This is a genomic window from Paracoccus sp. KKT209 (assembly GCF_055635455.1).
Genome location: NZ_JBVMWB010000006.1, coordinates 56,119 through 71,928, shown reverse-complemented (window position 1 = coordinate 71,928; position 15,810 = coordinate 56,119). Strand labels below are relative to the sequence as shown.

The 15,810-nt window shown below is 58.9% G+C and carries 19 protein-coding genes and 1 pseudogene; 8 read left to right on the top strand and 12 right to left on the bottom strand.

The window, feature by feature from the left end; translation table 11 throughout:
• Position 1: 1 nt before the first annotated feature.
• From ACZ2G3_RS20850 to ACZ2G3_RS20815, 8 genes and pseudogenes are all read left to right on the top strand, one after another.
• Positions 2–469 (top strand): DUF411 domain-containing protein, encoded by a 468-nt coding sequence (locus tag ACZ2G3_RS20850; protein ID WP_084697166.1) that lies wholly within the window; start codon positions 2–4, stop codon positions 467–469.
• Between the two features lie 26 nt (positions 470–495).
• Complete coding sequence (locus ACZ2G3_RS20845) at positions 496–1,041, top strand: L,D-transpeptidase family protein (protein WP_084697167.1); 546 nt, start codon at positions 496–498, stop codon at positions 1,039–1,041.
• A gap of 93 nt (positions 1,042–1,134) precedes the next feature.
• The gene (locus ACZ2G3_RS20840; protein ID WP_470400024.1) at positions 1,135–2,106 is read left to right on the top strand and encodes an IS481 family transposase; all 972 of its coding nucleotides are present in this window, start codon (positions 1,135–1,137) and stop codon (positions 2,104–2,106) included.
• A 150-nt stretch (positions 2,107–2,256) separates the two neighbouring features.
• Positions 2,257–2,922 (top strand): L,D-transpeptidase, encoded by a 666-nt coding sequence (locus tag ACZ2G3_RS20835; protein ID WP_084697168.1) that lies wholly within the window; start codon positions 2,257–2,259, stop codon positions 2,920–2,922.
• A 619-nt stretch (positions 2,923–3,541) separates the two neighbouring features.
• Positions 3,542–3,859, top strand: coding sequence for an ArsR/SmtB family transcription factor (locus ACZ2G3_RS20830; RefSeq protein WP_408595323.1), 318 nt, complete (start codon positions 3,542–3,544; stop codon positions 3,857–3,859).
• Between the two features lies 1 nt (position 3,860).
• A complete protein-coding gene (locus ACZ2G3_RS20825) occupies positions 3,861–4,802 on the top strand; it encodes a bile acid:sodium symporter family protein (protein WP_470400246.1) in 942 nt (313 codons plus the stop codon).
• Positions 4,803–4,914: 112 nt separating this feature from the next.
• Positions 4,915–5,922, top strand: a complete 1,008-nt coding sequence (locus ACZ2G3_RS20820) for an IS30 family transposase (RefSeq protein WP_470395238.1) — start codon at positions 4,915–4,917, stop codon at positions 5,920–5,922.
• 122 nt (positions 5,923–6,044) lie between these two features.
• Positions 6,045–6,173 (top strand): annotated as a pseudogene (locus ACZ2G3_RS20815) (MFS transporter); the annotation flags it as partial.
• A 129-nt stretch (positions 6,174–6,302) separates the two neighbouring features.
• Here ACZ2G3_RS20815 and ACZ2G3_RS20810 read toward each other — a convergent pair.
• The 12 genes from ACZ2G3_RS20810 to ACZ2G3_RS20755 all read right to left on the bottom strand — a co-directional run bounded on the left by ACZ2G3_RS20810 (position 6,303) and on the right by ACZ2G3_RS20755 (position 15,806).
• A complete protein-coding gene (locus ACZ2G3_RS20810) occupies positions 6,303–6,500 on the bottom strand; it encodes a heavy-metal-associated domain-containing protein (protein ID WP_042246697.1) in 198 nt (65 codons plus the stop codon).
• A 21-nt stretch (positions 6,501–6,521) separates the two neighbouring features.
• Positions 6,522–8,855, bottom strand: coding sequence for a heavy metal translocating P-type ATPase (locus ACZ2G3_RS20805; protein ID WP_470400245.1), 2,334 nt, complete (start codon positions 8,853–8,855; stop codon positions 6,522–6,524).
• Between the two features lie 71 nt (positions 8,856–8,926).
• Positions 8,927–9,412, bottom strand: a complete 486-nt coding sequence (locus ACZ2G3_RS20800) for a DUF305 domain-containing protein (RefSeq protein WP_045983761.1) — start codon at positions 9,410–9,412, stop codon at positions 8,927–8,929.
• Between the two features lie 163 nt (positions 9,413–9,575).
• Positions 9,576–10,337, bottom strand: a complete 762-nt coding sequence (locus tag ACZ2G3_RS20795) for a MauE/DoxX family redox-associated membrane protein (protein WP_045983760.1) — start codon at positions 10,335–10,337, stop codon at positions 9,576–9,578.
• Positions 10,338–10,346: 9 nt separating this feature from the next.
• On the bottom strand, positions 10,347–10,802 hold the full coding sequence (locus ACZ2G3_RS20790) for a DUF411 domain-containing protein (RefSeq protein ID WP_349548467.1): 456 nt from the start codon (positions 10,800–10,802) through the stop codon (positions 10,347–10,349).
• Positions 10,799–11,260 carry a Cu(I)-responsive transcriptional regulator gene (gene cueR, locus ACZ2G3_RS20785; protein WP_045983759.1) on the bottom strand — a complete coding sequence of 154 codons (462 nt, stop codon included), beginning with the start codon at positions 11,258–11,260 and terminating at the stop codon, positions 10,799–10,801. Before cueR ends, ACZ2G3_RS20790 begins: the two co-directional genes overlap by 4 nt.
• Before the next feature lie 135 nt (positions 11,261–11,395).
• Positions 11,396–11,881 carry a DUF305 domain-containing protein gene (locus ACZ2G3_RS20780; protein ID WP_045983758.1) on the bottom strand — a complete coding sequence of 162 codons (486 nt, stop codon included), beginning with the start codon at positions 11,879–11,881 and terminating at the stop codon, positions 11,396–11,398.
• A gap of 48 nt (positions 11,882–11,929) precedes the next feature.
• Positions 11,930–12,211 carry a hypothetical protein gene (locus tag ACZ2G3_RS20775; protein ID WP_157001672.1) on the bottom strand — a complete coding sequence of 94 codons (282 nt, stop codon included), beginning with the start codon at positions 12,209–12,211 and terminating at the stop codon, positions 11,930–11,932.
• A 27-nt stretch (positions 12,212–12,238) separates the two neighbouring features.
• Positions 12,239–12,520 (bottom strand): copper-binding protein, encoded by a 282-nt coding sequence (locus tag ACZ2G3_RS20770; protein ID WP_045983757.1) that lies wholly within the window; start codon positions 12,518–12,520, stop codon positions 12,239–12,241.
• Between the two features lie 17 nt (positions 12,521–12,537).
• The gene (locus ACZ2G3_RS20765) at positions 12,538–13,017 is read right to left on the bottom strand and encodes a cupredoxin domain-containing protein (RefSeq protein ID WP_373947165.1); all 480 of its coding nucleotides are present in this window, start codon (positions 13,015–13,017) and stop codon (positions 12,538–12,540) included.
• Between the two features lie 33 nt (positions 13,018–13,050).
• A complete protein-coding gene (locus tag ACZ2G3_RS20760; protein WP_139085875.1) occupies positions 13,051–14,418 on the bottom strand; it encodes a multicopper oxidase family protein in 1,368 nt (455 codons plus the stop codon).
• Entirely contained in the window at positions 14,415–15,806 is a 1,392-nt protein-coding gene (locus ACZ2G3_RS20755; protein ID WP_470400244.1) for a TolC family protein, read from the bottom strand. The genes ACZ2G3_RS20760 and ACZ2G3_RS20755 overlap by 4 nt, the downstream gene beginning before the upstream one ends.
• Between the last annotated feature and the right edge of the window lie 4 nt (positions 15,807–15,810).

Below are 15,810 nucleotides of genomic sequence, written 5' to 3'. Positions count from 1 at the left end.
AATGATCAAACTGACACGACGCGCCATGATGATGGCAGCCGCAGCAAGCGGTCTGCCGTCTCTATCCTGGGCTGAAAGCCGCCCTGCCATCCATGTCGTGGAGGGCAGCGGCTGCGAATGCTGCAAACAGTGGACCAATTACCTGCGGGAGAACGGTTTTCAGGTAACGAGTGAAGAGCGGTTTGGCACCTTGCTGATGCAGCACAAGATCGATCTGGGCGTACCGATCGAACTGACATCCTGTCATACCGGCAGCGTTGATGGCTACTTCCTGGAAGGACATGTTCCTGCTGACGATATCCGGCGCTTGCTTCGAGAGCGCCCTGAAGCTCTCGGCCTGACGGTTCCTGGAATGCCATACGGAAGCCCCGGCATGGGCCCGGAAACAAAGCGCGACGCATACGATGTGCTGCTTGTTCGCCGGGACGGTACCAGTGAAGTGTTTACGCGTTATCCTGAAGCATCATAAAAAACATCCGAGCAGGAAATAGATCGATGCCAAACTTCTCCCGGCGCCATGCCTCGCTGGCTTTGCTGGCTCTTCTCGCTGCATGTGGAAAATCCGCGCCGTCGACTGCCCCGGCAAGAGGAGCGATACCTCAGTTCAAACGGTACTCAGGGCCCCCTGTTACTCAGGTCGTGGTGAACAAGGCTGAGCGGCGGATGTTTCTGTTGAACGGGCAAACCGTTCTGAGATCGTATAACTTTGGCCTCGGCAACCAACCGCTCGGCCCAAAGCAATTCGAGGGCGACGGAAAAACGCCCGAGGGGCTATATTACATCGACCGTTTTAACCCACGGAGCCGATATCACCTATCGGTGGGCATATCTTATCCAAATGAACAGGATAAAGCTTATGCAGCTCAATTCGGTCGAAGTGCGGGCAGCGATATCATGTTCCATGGCCGCGGCCCCGAAGGCAATGTCTTCGCACCGAAGAACCGGGACTGGACTGCAGGCTGTCTGGCATTGACTGACCAGGAAATAGAAGACGTCTATGCAATGCTGCAACCCGGAATTCCGGTTATGATCTATCCCTAGCTGTCCCGTCCCGGATGATCACATAGATCCTCGCCGGACCTCGCTCTTCATGGCAAGATTGATCCTGCGCGAGGTTCGAAACGGGAGGCAAGCATGCTGATCTCTCTTCACAAGCAGGCAACAACGACACCAAAGATACGGGCCGCAATCCAGGCGAGCACGGAACCGGCCTGGAAGGTGGCGGAGCGCTACGGCATCTCCGAGCAGACCGTCTGGAAGTGGCGAAGCCGGGACAGCGTCCATGACCGCAGCCACACCCCTCATCGGTTGCAGACCACGCTGACGCCGGCGCAGGAGGCGGTGGCAGTGGCGCTACGCCGGACGCTGCTGCTGCCGCTGGACGACCTGCTGTCGGTGGTGCGCGAGTTCCTGAACCCGCACGTCTCGCGCTCCGGGCTCGATCGCTGCTTGCGTCGGCATGGGGCGGGTAACCTGCGCGCACTGAGACCCGTCGTGGCGCGGCCTGCGCACAAGCCGTTCAAGGCCTACGAGCCCGGCTACCTTCATATCGACGTGAAATACCTGCCGCAGATGGCAGACGAGGACCGCCGCCGGTATCTGTTCGTCGCCATCGACCGCGCCACGAGGTGGGTCTTCGTGCGCATCTATCCGGCGAAGACGGCCGCCAACGCCCGCCGCTTCCTGCGCGACCTGGAGCGCGCCGCCCCGATGCGGATCACACGGGTGCTCACGGACAACGGCAAGGAGTTCACAGATAGGCTCTTCGGCCTAAGAAAGCGTGCTGCCACAGGCAACCACGACTTCGACCGCCTCTGCGCTGACCTCGATATCGAGCACCGCCTGGCTCCGCCGATGCACCCACAAACCAATGGCATGGTCGAGCGCTTCAACGGCCGGATCGAGGATATCCTGCAAAGCCACCACTTCAACAGCGGTGAGGACCTCGAGCAGACGATCCATCGCTATGTCCGCCTCTACAACGGCCAACTTCCGCAATCAGTGCTCAAGGGCCGAACGCCCATTGACGCTCTGAAGGATTGGCAGCGGCAAAGGCCGGATATCTTCAAGAAGCGACCTTATAATCACGCGGGATGTGACACCTAGCAGCCTGAAAATCGGCTGAACATAGGGTCAAAAAATCATATCAGAAAAGGGCGAAGATAAAAAAATAAAAGGTTTAATATGATGGGCGGTTTTTTAATCATATTAAAATGAATTAATAACCGATATCGAGTTAAGCAAGGAGCCTCACATATGTTAAGCAGACGACACTTCGTACAAACGACCACCGCGCTTTTCTCGGCCGCAATTTCCACCCCCCTGCTTGCGGCGTCTTGGCCAACAGAGAGTCAAAAAGCTGCTTGGGATGCGCAGGTCACCCCTTCCGGATATGATGCCTTCACATCCAATCCTTGGGGATTGCACCCGCGCTTTCTCCCGCAAAGAGTGCAAGCCAATAGCGGCTTAGTGCCGGGCGACATTCACGTGGATGCTGTCGCGAAATACCTCTACCATATTGAAGCTGGTGGAACGGCAATGCGCTACGGCGTGGCCATCGGTAGGGGAGATCTATATGAACCTGGTGTCTATACGATAAAGCGAAAAGTCGAATGGCCGCACTGGACCCCGACGCAGAGTATGATTGCTCGGGAACCAGAAATCTATGGCCAGTTTGAAGGGGGCGTAGAGCCAGGCCCAAGGAATGCGCTCGGCTCTCGCGCTCTTTATCTCTACGTCGGCGAGAGAGATACGTATCTGCGCATTCATGGTACCCCGTTTCCAACAAGCATTGGGACGAGTGCGAGCTCTGGCTGTGTCCGGATGGTCATGGCACATATCAATGACCTATATCCAAAGGTCGAAACAGGCTCTACCGCGTTTCTCTATTCGACAGCAGAGAGCGTGACATCCCGCAGCTAAAAGAATATAGATTCTTTTATGTCCTCTAATTAACTTGAGGGCTGTGATTTCTGACATATAGGACTGCCTGCAGCGGTGGTGAGCGGAAGCAAGGTCGTTTCCACTTGCCCACGATGTTCGTACCAGTAGCAATTATCACTTGGAAGAAGTCTCGCTGTAGACACATCTTGCCCCGGCGCAGCAAGAGAGATCAACTCTGGGGGAAGCTCCTGCGGATTGCTCCCAGCCACGGTATTTACCGCTGTAGTTCCGCAACCGGCAGTGACCAAGACGGCTGCAAGTACAGCGTAGGATCCAATTTTCATATCACGCTCCAACTACTGGCTCATATTCAATTATTAATCTCCCACTAAATTTCAATAGACTCAAGTCCTTCACGGAATTTTTTGTGAGAAGTCTTATTTCATTCAACGCTGTATCAAGTATCCATTCGATAATCGATGGATATATAAAATATTTGGGTCAAATTGGATATCTTGAAAAGAACTTCACTGCACGCATAAGCGCCTCTTGACGGTCTGTCTGGTTCAGCAGATCAACGATCAAACGAATCTTGTAGTGTTTGATTGATATGGAAGAAAAAGCTGCCCTGGCCGGATTTGCGGCCCTGTCTCAATAAATCCGCCTGCGGATCATCCGGCTGCTGGTCTTTGCAGGTGCGAAAGGCATGGCGTCCGGGGCCATTGCCGCAGCCTTGGGCGATGCCAGCCCATCGCTCGTTTCCTTCCACCTCAAAGAGCTGGAAAGCGCAGGCTTGGTCGAAAACTGGCGTGACGGGAAATCCATCATCTACAGCGCCAAATTCCCTGCGCTTTCGGATCTGGTCGCTTTTCTGATGCACGATTGCTGCGAGGGCCATTGCGCATGGTGCGACCAGGCCATCGCTCTTTTCGCCAAGTGCAGCGGACGTCCCACAAACGCGAACTGTGACATTTGACATGCGCAAGCTTCTTGGATTCGTCGAAAACAATCTGCTGTTCATGGCGGTTGCCACCACAGCTTTCGGACTTGCCGTGCCCTCTATCGGGATAGGGCTTGAGGCGGGGATCAGCCCCCTTCTGGCGCTCCTGATGTTGGTCATTAGCCTGACCTTCGACGCGGCGGCCGTTCGGATCGTTTTCCGCAAGCCGAGCCGTCAGATTTGGGCTCTGGGTCTGGTCTATGGGCCAATGTCGCTGGCAGGCTGGCTGACCGGGCGCATCTTCTTCGGCAGCGGGCACCTTGCGGCGGGACAGACGTTGGTCGGCATGCTCCCGACTGACGTATCCGCACCCCTCCTGGTGCTGCTGGCACGCGGCAATGTCGCCTTGGCTGCTGTCCTGAATGCCGTGAACACGGCCTTGTCCCCGTTCATCATCCCATTCCTGTTTCTGTGGCTGACAGGCATCGAGCTGACCGTTCCTGTTGGCGCCGTGGTTCTGGAGCTGGTGCTGGTTGTGGTGGTGCCGACCGTCGTCGGCGTCTGGCTGCGGACCAAGTTTCTGAAGCAGGTATCGCGGTTCGACTATGCGTGGCCTGGGCTGGGGTCCGTATTGTATCTGGTTCTTCTGCTGGCCGTGATCGGGCCGAATTCAGCGACGATCCTTGGCTACGGCTGGTACGCGCTGGTGATCGCTCTGGCAGCTTTGGCACTGAACCTGATCGGCTATGCTGTCGGCATGATTGCCAAGCTGTTCGCGGAGGATCGCGAGGAACTGATCGCCTATCTGTTCACCACGAGCAAAAAGGAATTCAGCATCGCTGCCGCATTCGTTGCAGCATCGGGCCTCCCTTCTGAAATCGCGGTGCCTGCTGCTTTCTTTGCGGTGATCCAGATGATCACGTCACCGATTGCGGCAAAGATAATGGCGTCAGAGCGTACAAGCCTGCTGGGGGTCTGAGTTAGGAACAACGATGCATAACAAAGCTTATAAAATTTCTTGGTGACGCGGGGCACATTCCATTCTGGAATGCATCACTCGATAGTTTCCTGAAGCTATTCAGGAGCATATGATGAGGCGCCCTTTCACCAACCTGACGCTGGACGAACGTCGCGTGATTGCACGAATGCTGCAAGCCAAGGTGCCGAAGACGAAGATTGCGCAGATGCTCGGCCGTGATCGCTCGACCATCACTCGCGAGGTCAAAAGGAACTGGTGGCATGACAAGGATGTCCCGCAGGCTGATGGCTATTGGCATGTGACGGCTCAGTCCCAGGCCGACCGCAGGCGGTCACGTCGGCGCAAGCTCGAGCGTTTTCCAGATTTGCGAGCCGAAGTGATCCGCTGCCTTCAGGAAGGCTGGTCTCCCGAACAGATTGCAGGCCGGCTCAGGATCGAACCTGGCGCCCCGCACAGGCTCTGCCATGAGACGATCTACCAGTATGTCTACTCGGCCGACGGCCAGTCCGCGCAACTGGCGCGCCTCCTGCCCGAGCGGCGCCGGAAGCGGAAACCACGCTATGCCCGCACACCCCGCAACCGGGTTTTTCCTGTGGAAACGAGCATCCATAACCGACCGTCCGAGATCAACGACCGCAGCCAGTTTGGAAATTGGGAGGGTGATCTGATGATCTTCGAACGCGCTCAGGGCGATGCCAATGTGGCCACACTGGTCGAACGGAAGACCCGCTACACCGTCCTGCTGCGCAACAACGATCGGAAGTCCAAGCCCCTCATGAACCGCCTGATCCACGAGATGTCACCCCTTCCCGCCGAGGCGCGGCGCTCGATCACCTTTGACCGCGGTCTGGAGTTCGTGGCCTGGCGTGAGTTGGAAACCGGCATGGGCACGAAGGCGTGGTTCTGCGACCCGCAGGCGCCTTGGCAAAAAGGCTCGGTCGAGAACATGAACAAGCGCATCCGCCGCTACTTGCCCCGGGATACTGCTGTGTTGCAGCTGACGCCTCATTCGATGAAGATGACATGTCGGCGCCTGAACGCCACGCCCCGCAAATGCCTGGGCTACCGAACACCCACCGAAGCGTTTCAAGATGAGCTGATAAGATTGGAGGCACCATGACAAGCCCTGCCCCGCAGGACTGGTGCATTCAGAATGGAGCCTGCACGGGGGGGGATCTATTCTGAAATGCGACAAGCCATGATTTATTGGTGTTTTCAGATCGAGGATCTCCCCCGTGACGTCGCATCTCAGGGGGCATCCGCATTCATCTGGCCACGCCCCGTCTGCGCGGATTGCTGGCGCTGACCATGGCCGCCGCGGCGGCGGCCATGGTCCTGGTCAACTCGGTCATGCTGGTGCGGGGTACGCTTGATAACCTACAGCCTCGTGTCTGGATAAGCACGAATGAGGTATGAGCATGATACATTTTGATAAGGCAGATGGGCCAGTCGCCTGATACGCCCATTGCGGCGACTGAACATCCGGCCCAACACTTTAATTCAGGCCAGAGTGGCGGGGTATCCTGCTGCGGCCAGTGCCACTTGAAGGTTGTCCGGCTTAGCCCGGCTTTCCAAAGCGATCGTTCGTAACGCCATGTCGAACTCGATCTGTGCCTCGGGGTCGATTGCATGGATGGTCTTTTGCACCGTTGCCTTGCAGTGGCCGCAGCTCATGTTGGGAATATTGAATGTCGTCATTTGTTTTTCCTTTTTGCTTTCTTACAGATCCACCCGCCGCAGGCGGAGGGCGTTGGTAATAACCGAAACGGAGGACAGGCTCATCGCCGCAGCTGCGATCATCGGTGACAGCAAAGTCCCGGTGATGGGGTAAAGCAGACCTGCCGCAATTGGCACGCCAAGCGCATTGTATGCGAAGGCGAAGAACAGGTTCTGCTTGATGTTGCGCAATGTCGCCCGCGCCAGCTTGCGTGCCCGGACGATGCCCATCAGGTCACCACCCAGAAGGGTTATCCCGGCGCTTTCCATGGCCACGTCCGCGCCCGTGCCCATGGCGATGCCGACATCGGCAGCGGCCAGTGCGGGCGCGTCGTTCACCCCGTCTCCCGCCATGGCGATCTTGTGTCCCTCGCGGCGCAACTGGTCGATCAGGTCTTTTTTGGCTTCCGGAAGGACACCTGCGCGGACTTCGTCGATGCCGAGCTTGCTCGCCACAGCCTGTGCCGTGCGCTCGTTGTCACCCGTCGCCATGATGACGCGCAGCCCCTGTGCGTGGAGTTCGCGGATCGCTTGCGCGGTACTTTCCTTGATTGGGTCGGCGACCGCCACGATGCCGGCCAGGGCACCATCGACAGCGATGAACATTGCCGTCTTGCCCTCGGCGCGCAGGGTATTGGCCTTCGCCTCGGCCGTGCCCGTGTCTAGTCCCATCTCCTGCATCATCGCCGCGTTGCCGAGCGCCACTACCCGTCCGCCAACCGTGCCGCGCACGCCTTTGCCGGTGACGGCTTCAAAATCCACTGCCTCTTGTCGCCCCGCGCCCTGCGCTTCGGCGCCTTCGACGATCGCTTCGGCCAGCGGGTGTTCCGAGCCGCGCTCGAGCGCTGCCGCCAGGGACAGCAAGTCCGCTTCGGTCCTGTCCCCCAGCACCACGGTATCCGTCAGCTTTGGCTTGCCCATGGTCAGCGTGCCGGTCTTGTCGACAATCAGGGTATCGACCCCCGCCATCCGCTCCAGCGCCTCGGCATCCTTGATCAGCACACCCGCCTGTGCGCCCCGCCCCGCCGCGGTGGTGATCGATATCGGCGTGGCCAGCCCAAGGGCGCATGGGCAGGCAATGATCAGGACTGACACGGCCGAGGCAATGGCAAAGACCAGCGAAGGCTCGGGGCCGAAAATTAGCCACACGAGGAAGGCTAAGATTGCGATACCGACCACCGTTGGCACGAACACTGCCGAGACCCGGTCGGCCATCCCCTGGATCGGGGCACGGGACCGCCGCGCGTTCGAGACCATCGCCACGATCTGCGCAAGAACCGTGTCGGCGCCGACCTTGCCCGCTTCGATCACGAGGCTGCCGTTCTTGTTGATCGTGGCCCCGGTCACTGCATCGCCTGAACTTTTCTCCACCGGCATCGACTCGCCGGTCAGCATGCTCTCGTCCAGGGATGAGCGGCCCTCGATCACTATGCCGTCCACCGGCACTGCATCGCCCGGGCGCACGCGGAGCCGGTCACCTTCCATGATGTTTTCCAAAGGCGCGTCATATTCCGAGCCATCCGGCAGGATACGCCGCGCGGTTTTTGGTGCGAGATCGAGCAGCGCTCGAATAGCATCCCCAGTGCGTTCTCGTGCCCGCAATTCCAGAACCTGACCCACGAAGACCAGCGCGACGATCACCACAGCCGCCTCGTAGTAGGTGCCGACACCATGACCCATTCGGTAGGCATCGGGAAATACGCCAGGCAAGAAGGTCGCGACGAGCGAATAGAGGTAGGCTGCCCCCACGCCCAGGCTGATCAGCGTCCACATGTTCGGCGACCGGTTCACAAGTGAATCCCAGCCTCGTTTGAAGAACGGCAAGGCGGCCCAGAGGATGATAGGCGTGGCCAGAGCGAATTCGAGATAGCTTGCGATTTGGTGGCCAATCCAGTCCCGCACCGGCAGAGCGACCAGTTCACCCATTGTCAGGATGACCAGCGGCACTGCGGCGGCAGCCGAAATCCACATGCGCCGTGTGAAGTCGGTCAGTTCCTCGCTCGGTTCATCCGAGGGCAGCATGGGTTCAAGCGCCATCCCGCAGATCGGGCAGTCGCCTGGCACATCACGGACAATCTCCGGGTGCATCGGACAGGTATACTGAGCGTTGGCCGGAGCCGCCTTCTTTTGTCCTGCGGCTCTGCCTGAAGCGTAGAACCAAGGATCTACCTTGAACCTGGTCTTGCATTTCTCTGAGCAGAAATGAAACGTCTTGTCTCCAAACACTGCTCGATGTCCGTCAGGCTTGACCGCAACCGTCATCCCGCAGACCGGGTCCTTTGCCGTCTCGGTCCCCGCAGGGATGTCTGGCGACGCGTGATGATGATCGTGATCCATGTCTTGCCAACTTTCTACTGATTTTCGTCCATCTAAGATGCCCGGCGAGTGACACCCTGATTTGACATGATTTAGTTAGCTTCGATGCGGGGAGTGCCCGCAGGTGCGTCGCCATTTGCCTCGATATCGGCGATGTACCGTTTCATTTCTGCGATCTCGTTGCGCTGCGCCTCGATGATCGCGTCAGCAAGGTCCCGGACCCTTGGATCGGAAATATCCGCGCGTTCACTGGTCAGGATGGCGATGGAATGGTGAGGGATCATTGCCTTCATCCAGGCAAGATCCTCAACCGTCTCCTGGCTTCGCACCAGCCAAAGGGACAGAACGAATGCCAAACCGGCGCCCACGAAGATCGCAATGTTTTTCTTCCGATCGGAATACATGCCCAACATGAAGGCGAGCATGATGACCGCCATGACCGATCCCATGTAAATCGCCATCCACATGCGGGTCTGCGAAAACTCGATGTGATCAATCGAATAGGTATTGAGGTACATCAGCCCATACATGACGATGGTCGAGGTCGCGATCATCGCGAAAAAGCGGCCATATCCCATGATATGTCTCCGTTTCTATTTCAGGTTTCTCTTGAAGCCGGAACATTGAGGCTGTGCCTCATGGTCGGAATGATCCATTTTCATCTTCGGCTACAGGCACAGTAGAACTTTTTGCCTGCAGCCGTTTGCGCTGCAAAGCGCGGCTCTCTATCGAATAGCGTGCTCAATGCCCGAGCATCGTAACCTTGATCAGCATCCAGATGGCCATGGCGATCATCATCAGGTTCTCGGTCAGCGAGACGAAGCCCAGGGGCACGTTGCTGTCACCACCGACGCAGGCGCATTTGATCTCTCGCTTGTCGATGTAGACCGCCTTGTAAACCGACACAGCGCCAATGGTGCCGATGAAGAGGGCCACCGGGATCGACAACCACATCAGCGCGCCCGCGACCATCAGGACGCCCGCCAGCCCTTCGGCGAAGGGATAGACGTAGCCGTAACGAACCCACCTCTGGGCCAGCAGGTCATAGTTGAGGAACATCGTGGCGAAACTTTCCACGTCCTTCAGCTTCTGCAGGGCCAGCAGACACATGGCGAAGGCCACAAACCATTCCGCTGCAGCCACAGTGGTCAGCTGACCGAACGCCGCCCAGCTGGTCGCCAAGGCCATGGCGGCAGCCATGGCAAACAGCGCGATCACCGGTCGGTAGGTCGTCGCGCTCTTGTCGCGCACGGTCTTGCCGAAGTGACGCCGCAGATCGTCATAGCCACCGATCCGCTGGTCGCCGATGAAGGTCTGCGGCGTGGTCTGGACGTCATGCTGCTCCTTGAAGGCATCGACCTCGGCACGGGTCGTCAGATGATGGTCCTCGACGCGATAGCCCTGCCGTTTGAGCAGGTCGAGCGACTTGAGCCCGTAGGGGCACATGTGCTTGGTCATCACCATGCGGTGGAGGGTGGCCGTCCTGGGCGCTGCAGGTGTCATGGGGAAACCTCAATATCTTGCGAAGACGCTGTTGCCGGAATCGCCCCAGAGAATGACCTCGAAAGGCTCGGACTGGCCGCCCATTTCCATGCCGGGCGAACCGATCGGCATGTCAGGAACGGCCAGACCACCCGCATCAGGGCGCTGATCCAGCAAAATGCGGATGGCATCAGCCGGAACATGGCCCTCGATTACATAGCCGTCGACGAGGGCCGTGTGGCAGGACCGAAGAGATTGAGGAACAGCCTGCTCATCCTTGAAGGCCTCGACGTCGTCGGACAGGGTTTCTTCTACTATGAAACCGCTTTGCCGCAGATGATCGATCCAGGCTCCGCAACAGCCGCAATCGGGTGATCGAACCACTGCGATCAGGGTGTCTTGGGGTGTGGACACCGCCCCCAGCACCGATGTTGCGGGAATAAGGACCGCGGTGAGCGTTCCGATGAACAGACGTCTGTCGATCACGATGTGATCCTTTCGTTGAGGTTAGCGTGGGGACCGGCATGATGTGAGCATCTGCCCGAGGCAGGGTATGCTTCCGTTTCCAGATTATGCAGGATCGGGCAGTCCGGGCGCTCGTTTCCGGCACAGGATCGCACCAGCGTCTCCAACGTGTCGGCCATGTCCGCCAGGTGGGTAATCTTGTGGCGGAGATCCTGGACCCGGGCTTGTGCCAGCGCTTTCACATCGGCGCTGCGCCGGTCGGTGTTGCGCCACAGATCCAACAGGCCGGTGATTTCGCTGATCGGAAAGCCCAGATCCCGCGACCGTGCAATGAACCGAAGCATGTGAATGTCTGCATCGGCGTAGTTGCGATACCCCGAGGCTGTGCGCGCAGCTTGGGGGATCAAGCCGATCTGCTCGTAGTAACGGATCATCTTGGCCGACACACCCGAGAGGGCAGAGGCATCTCCGATGTTCATGGGCTGGGCTCCGTTCGTTTTAGGGAACAGATATGCGGCTTCCCATGATGGGAAGGTCAAGAGCGGCCGCGGGTCTTTTTTGATGGTCTTTAGCAGAGAACCGCGCGGCATCATGCCGCGCGGTTCAAGGCAGGCTCAGTTGGCGTTCTCAGCCAGCCAGGTGGTCATTTCCTCGATCTCACCGACTTGGGCGGCGATGATCTCACCCGCAAGTTCGATCATCTCAGCGTCTTCGCCATGCTCAAGAAGAACCTGGGCCATGTCGATGGCACCCTGATGGTGGGCAATCATCCCGCAAGCAAAGGCCACGTCGGCATCTTCGTTCATCATGCCGTCATGCATGGCAGGCATCGTGACCATCATGCGACGCATGTTCTCCTGAACATGTTCCGGCATGGTTGCCAAGTCCACGCCACCCATCCCCATCATGGCGCCCATGCCGTCAGACTGCGCATCGCCGCCCATCTGTGACCCGTCCATGCTTTCAGCAGGCATATCACTGGCGGGTGCAGCCATGGCGCACTGCTCAGGCATCTGGAATTCAGCGTCCTGAGCAAAGACGGGCGCAGTAAGGCTGGTCGCAGCAATCGCTGCGGCAATAAGGATCTTAACAGAACTCATCTCAGTCCTCCGTAAATTTGAGACATATGACGATGCTAAGCCTGTTGCTCAGAAAACTGAAACATGCATGACGACATCGTCAGGGCTCAACCCTGCCCTACCCAGTTCCCTTGAGGACATGATACGTCCTGCCGGAACAGGAATCGTATTCGTAGCCGGCGCAACAGAATCCGACCGGTCAGGCCTTTCCGGCGTATTGTCCACGGAAGCTGATGCTCCGCCCCCTGAGCCTGCATTCGATCCTCTTGTGCCGTGACTTGCCTCTTCAGCATATCCGGCACCAGCCATCAGGCTGACCGCAGTAAGAATGGCCACAAATTTCTTGTTCATTTTATCCTCCGAACGGCGACGGTTCGATTATTCCAGAATTTCAGTGATGGTCAGCTTGCCTTTGACCCGGTCGGCCGCAAAGCGGATGCTCTGCCCCTCGCTCAGGCCCTCGAGCATTTCCGGCTCTGCGACCTGGAAGACCATCTTCATGGCCGGCATATCCAGGTTCTTCAGCTCCTCATGATCGACGGTCACCTTGCTCCATTGGGTGTCGACCTTGGTGACGGTCCCGTTGGTGATGTGCGTGTCCGCAAAGGCGCCTCCAGCAGAAAGGATCAGCGCAGCGGCAGTCAATTGGATCAGTTTCATGGTCAGGTCCTCGCGGTTCAGGATTCGGTGACGTTCAGGGGGCCGTGCATGCCGGACTCGTAATGACCCGGTATCAGGCAAGCGAATTCAAACTCTCCAGATTTTCCGAATGTCCAAAGGATCTCTCCGGTCTCACCAGGCTGCAGGCGGACAGCGTTCGGGTCGTCGTGTTCCATCTCCGGAAACTTCGCCATAACTTCCTTGTGCTCGGCATTGGTTTTGGCTGTGTCCATGACGAATTCATGCTCCAGCTCGCCATTGTTGGTGATCACCAGACGGACGGTTTCACCTGGTGCGAAAGAGAGTTCCGAGGGCTCAAAAATCATCGTGCCCTCATCGGTTTCTCGCATCGAGATTTCGACAGATTTCATGTCTGCGGCCCCCTCTGCGGCCGGGGCGCCCATCGCATATTCATCATGACCTCCCTCATGCGTGCCCTCTGCAAGTGCGAGGGCCGGGAAGAGGGAAATGGCAGTAACCAGCATAAACGATTTCATCGTGTTTCCTTTGTGTTGCTCGATAGGATCAGATCAGCCCAACCGCTTGCCGCCGCGCGGCGTCAGGATGGTTTCAGGGCTGTAGTTGCTGGCATGCTCGGGCAACTCGCCCGTCCATTCCCATGCCTGCGTACCGGGAGGGTTCTCGAACCAGCCCGGATCGGAATAGTCGTCAGGGGCGATACCCTCGCGCACCTTCATGACAGAGAACATGCCGCCCATCTCCAGCGGACCATGCGGACCCCAGCCTGCCATCATCGGGATGGTGTTTTCGGGAATCTCCATGGACATCTCGCCCATGTCACCCATGCCGGCGGTGCCCATCGGCATGTAGCCGGGCTGGTGACGGCGGACCATGTCGGTGACGCGGCTCTTGTTGGCGCCGATGATCGTGGGCAACTCGTGCCCCATGGCGTTCATGGTATGGTGCGACTTGTGGCAGTGGAACGCCCAGTCCCCTTCATGAACGGCATCGAATTCGTAGGCACGCATCGCACCTACAGGAATATCGATGCTGACCTCAGGCCAGCGGGCTTCCGGCCGGACCCATCCTCCATCTGTGCAGGTCACCTCGAAATCATAGCCATGCATGTGAATGGGGTGATTGGTCATTGTCAGATTGCCGACACGCACTCGGACACGGTCGCCTTTGCTGGCGACAAGCGGGTCAATGTCCGGGAAAATGCGGCTGTTAAAGGTCCACAGGTTGAAGTCCGTCATCTCCGCGACGCGGGGGATATAGGTGCCGGGATCGATGTCATAGGCGGCCAACAGGATACCGAAGTCACGATCCACCGGCATGAAGGCCGGGTCGCGCGGATGCACGATGAACAGCCCCATCATGCCCATGGCCATCTGGACCATCTCGTCGGCATGGGGGTGGTACATGAAGGTCCCCGACTTCACGAGATCGAACTCGTAGACGAAGGTCTTGCCCGAAGGGATGCCCGGATGGCTGAGACCCGACACACCGTCCATCCCGGACGGCAGGATCATGCCGTGCCAGTGAACCGAGGTATGTTCGGGCAGGCGGTTGGTCACATAGATGCGGACCCGCTCGCCCTCGATGGCCTCGATCGTGGGGCCGGTGGACTGTCCGTTATAACCCCACAGGCGCGCGACCATTCCGTCCGCCATGATCCGCTCGACCGGCTCGGCGACAAGGTGGAATTCCTTGACATTGCCGTTCATTCGATAGGGCAGCGACCAGCCGTTCAGAGTTACGATCGGGTTGTATTCAAGTCCGGTCGTCGGGCGCGGCGGCACCTGCGTATAGGGGCTGTCCGTGCTGGCCGCCTCGGGCAGATCGCGAAAGCGTGTCTGCGCCTGACCCATGTTGACGGTCAGGGCCGCAGCCCCTGCCCCGATGCCCGCACCCATCAGTTGTCTGCGATTCATCATTCGTCCTCTCCATTGTCACTTGCGCCACCCCAGATCGCGGCGGTGGCATCCGCCTCGGCCAGCCAGTAGTCGCGCTTCGCCTCGGCAGCGCTCAGCTGGGAGTCCAACCCTTCACGGGCATCGTTCAGAAGCTCGAAAGTGGAGGTCAGCATGCCGTTGTAGCTCAGTAGCGCCTGCTCATCGATTTCCCGGCGCAGAGGCAGGACCTGGTCGCGCCAGTGCAGGGCGATCTGATGCTTGCCCGTGACGGCCGAATAGGCAGACCGCGCCTCCGAGCGGGCATTGATCGCCGACTGCGCCAGGTTATTGGCCGAACGCAGATATTCGAGTTTTCCGCGGCGGGAAATCAGTCCGCTGGTGTCGTAAACCGGAATGCTGAAGGCGACGTCGACCACCGGTGAGCGTTCGTTCTCTCCATCTTCACGCTCGATTTCGACGCCGGCGGCGACTTCTGCATCCGAGAGCATGCGGGTCTGTCCAGTCAGTCGATAGCGCGCGGCCACAGCCTCCAGCTCCAACCGGCCCGCAGCCAAATCGACGCGGTTTTCCAGCGCCAGCCGTTCGATATTGGAACGGTTCGGCGCGCTGCCCGGAAGCGCCGGCAGGCTGTCGGGAACATAGAACTCTGTCCCTGTGCCCCACAGGCCCAGAAGGCGAACGAGCTTCTCTTTCGCAATTTGTGCTTCCAGCCTTGCCTCGGCTCGTTCGGCTGCCAGCTCTGCATTGAACGCATGTTCCCGTGCCTGATCGGCGCGACTCAGCGCACCCGTTTCGCCAAGCTCTGCGGCCAGCTCGGATGCCGCGTCCGCGGCGCCTTGCGCTCGACCGACCAGACCGGCTGCCTCGAACGCACCGACGGCCTCGATCCAGGTCCGGCGGGTTTCATGGGCCAGCGCCAGGGTTTCGCCCGCTGCGGCCAGCTGAGCCTGCCGAAACTCCAGATCGGCGGCCCGCGTGCGCGATCTCTTCGTGACCATGTCCAGAATTGATGACGCCACCGTACCTTCCACGGACCGGGTGACATCTCCACTGACCAGCCCGGACACTGAGATGCCGACGCTCGGTACCGGTCCGAGGGCCGTCTCCCACAGATCTGCAGCAGACATGCCCAGGTCAGCATAACTGGCCTGCAGGCCGGGGTTGTTCAGAAGCGCCACCTGCACCGCCTGTTCGGCACTGATTGTCTTTCCCTGAACAATGGCGCGCACGCGTTGCGCATGAGCCTGCCGTTCAGCCGGCGTCTGAAGCCAGGCTGCCTCTGCCCCTGTCGCCTGTCGGGAGATCCCGGCAACAGTCTCGAACCCTGCCCGCTCGCCGCGGGCCTTGCTCATGGTCACCGTATCCGCACAGGCGGACAGCAGCAGCACTGCGCCCAACGAAAGTCCCAATGCC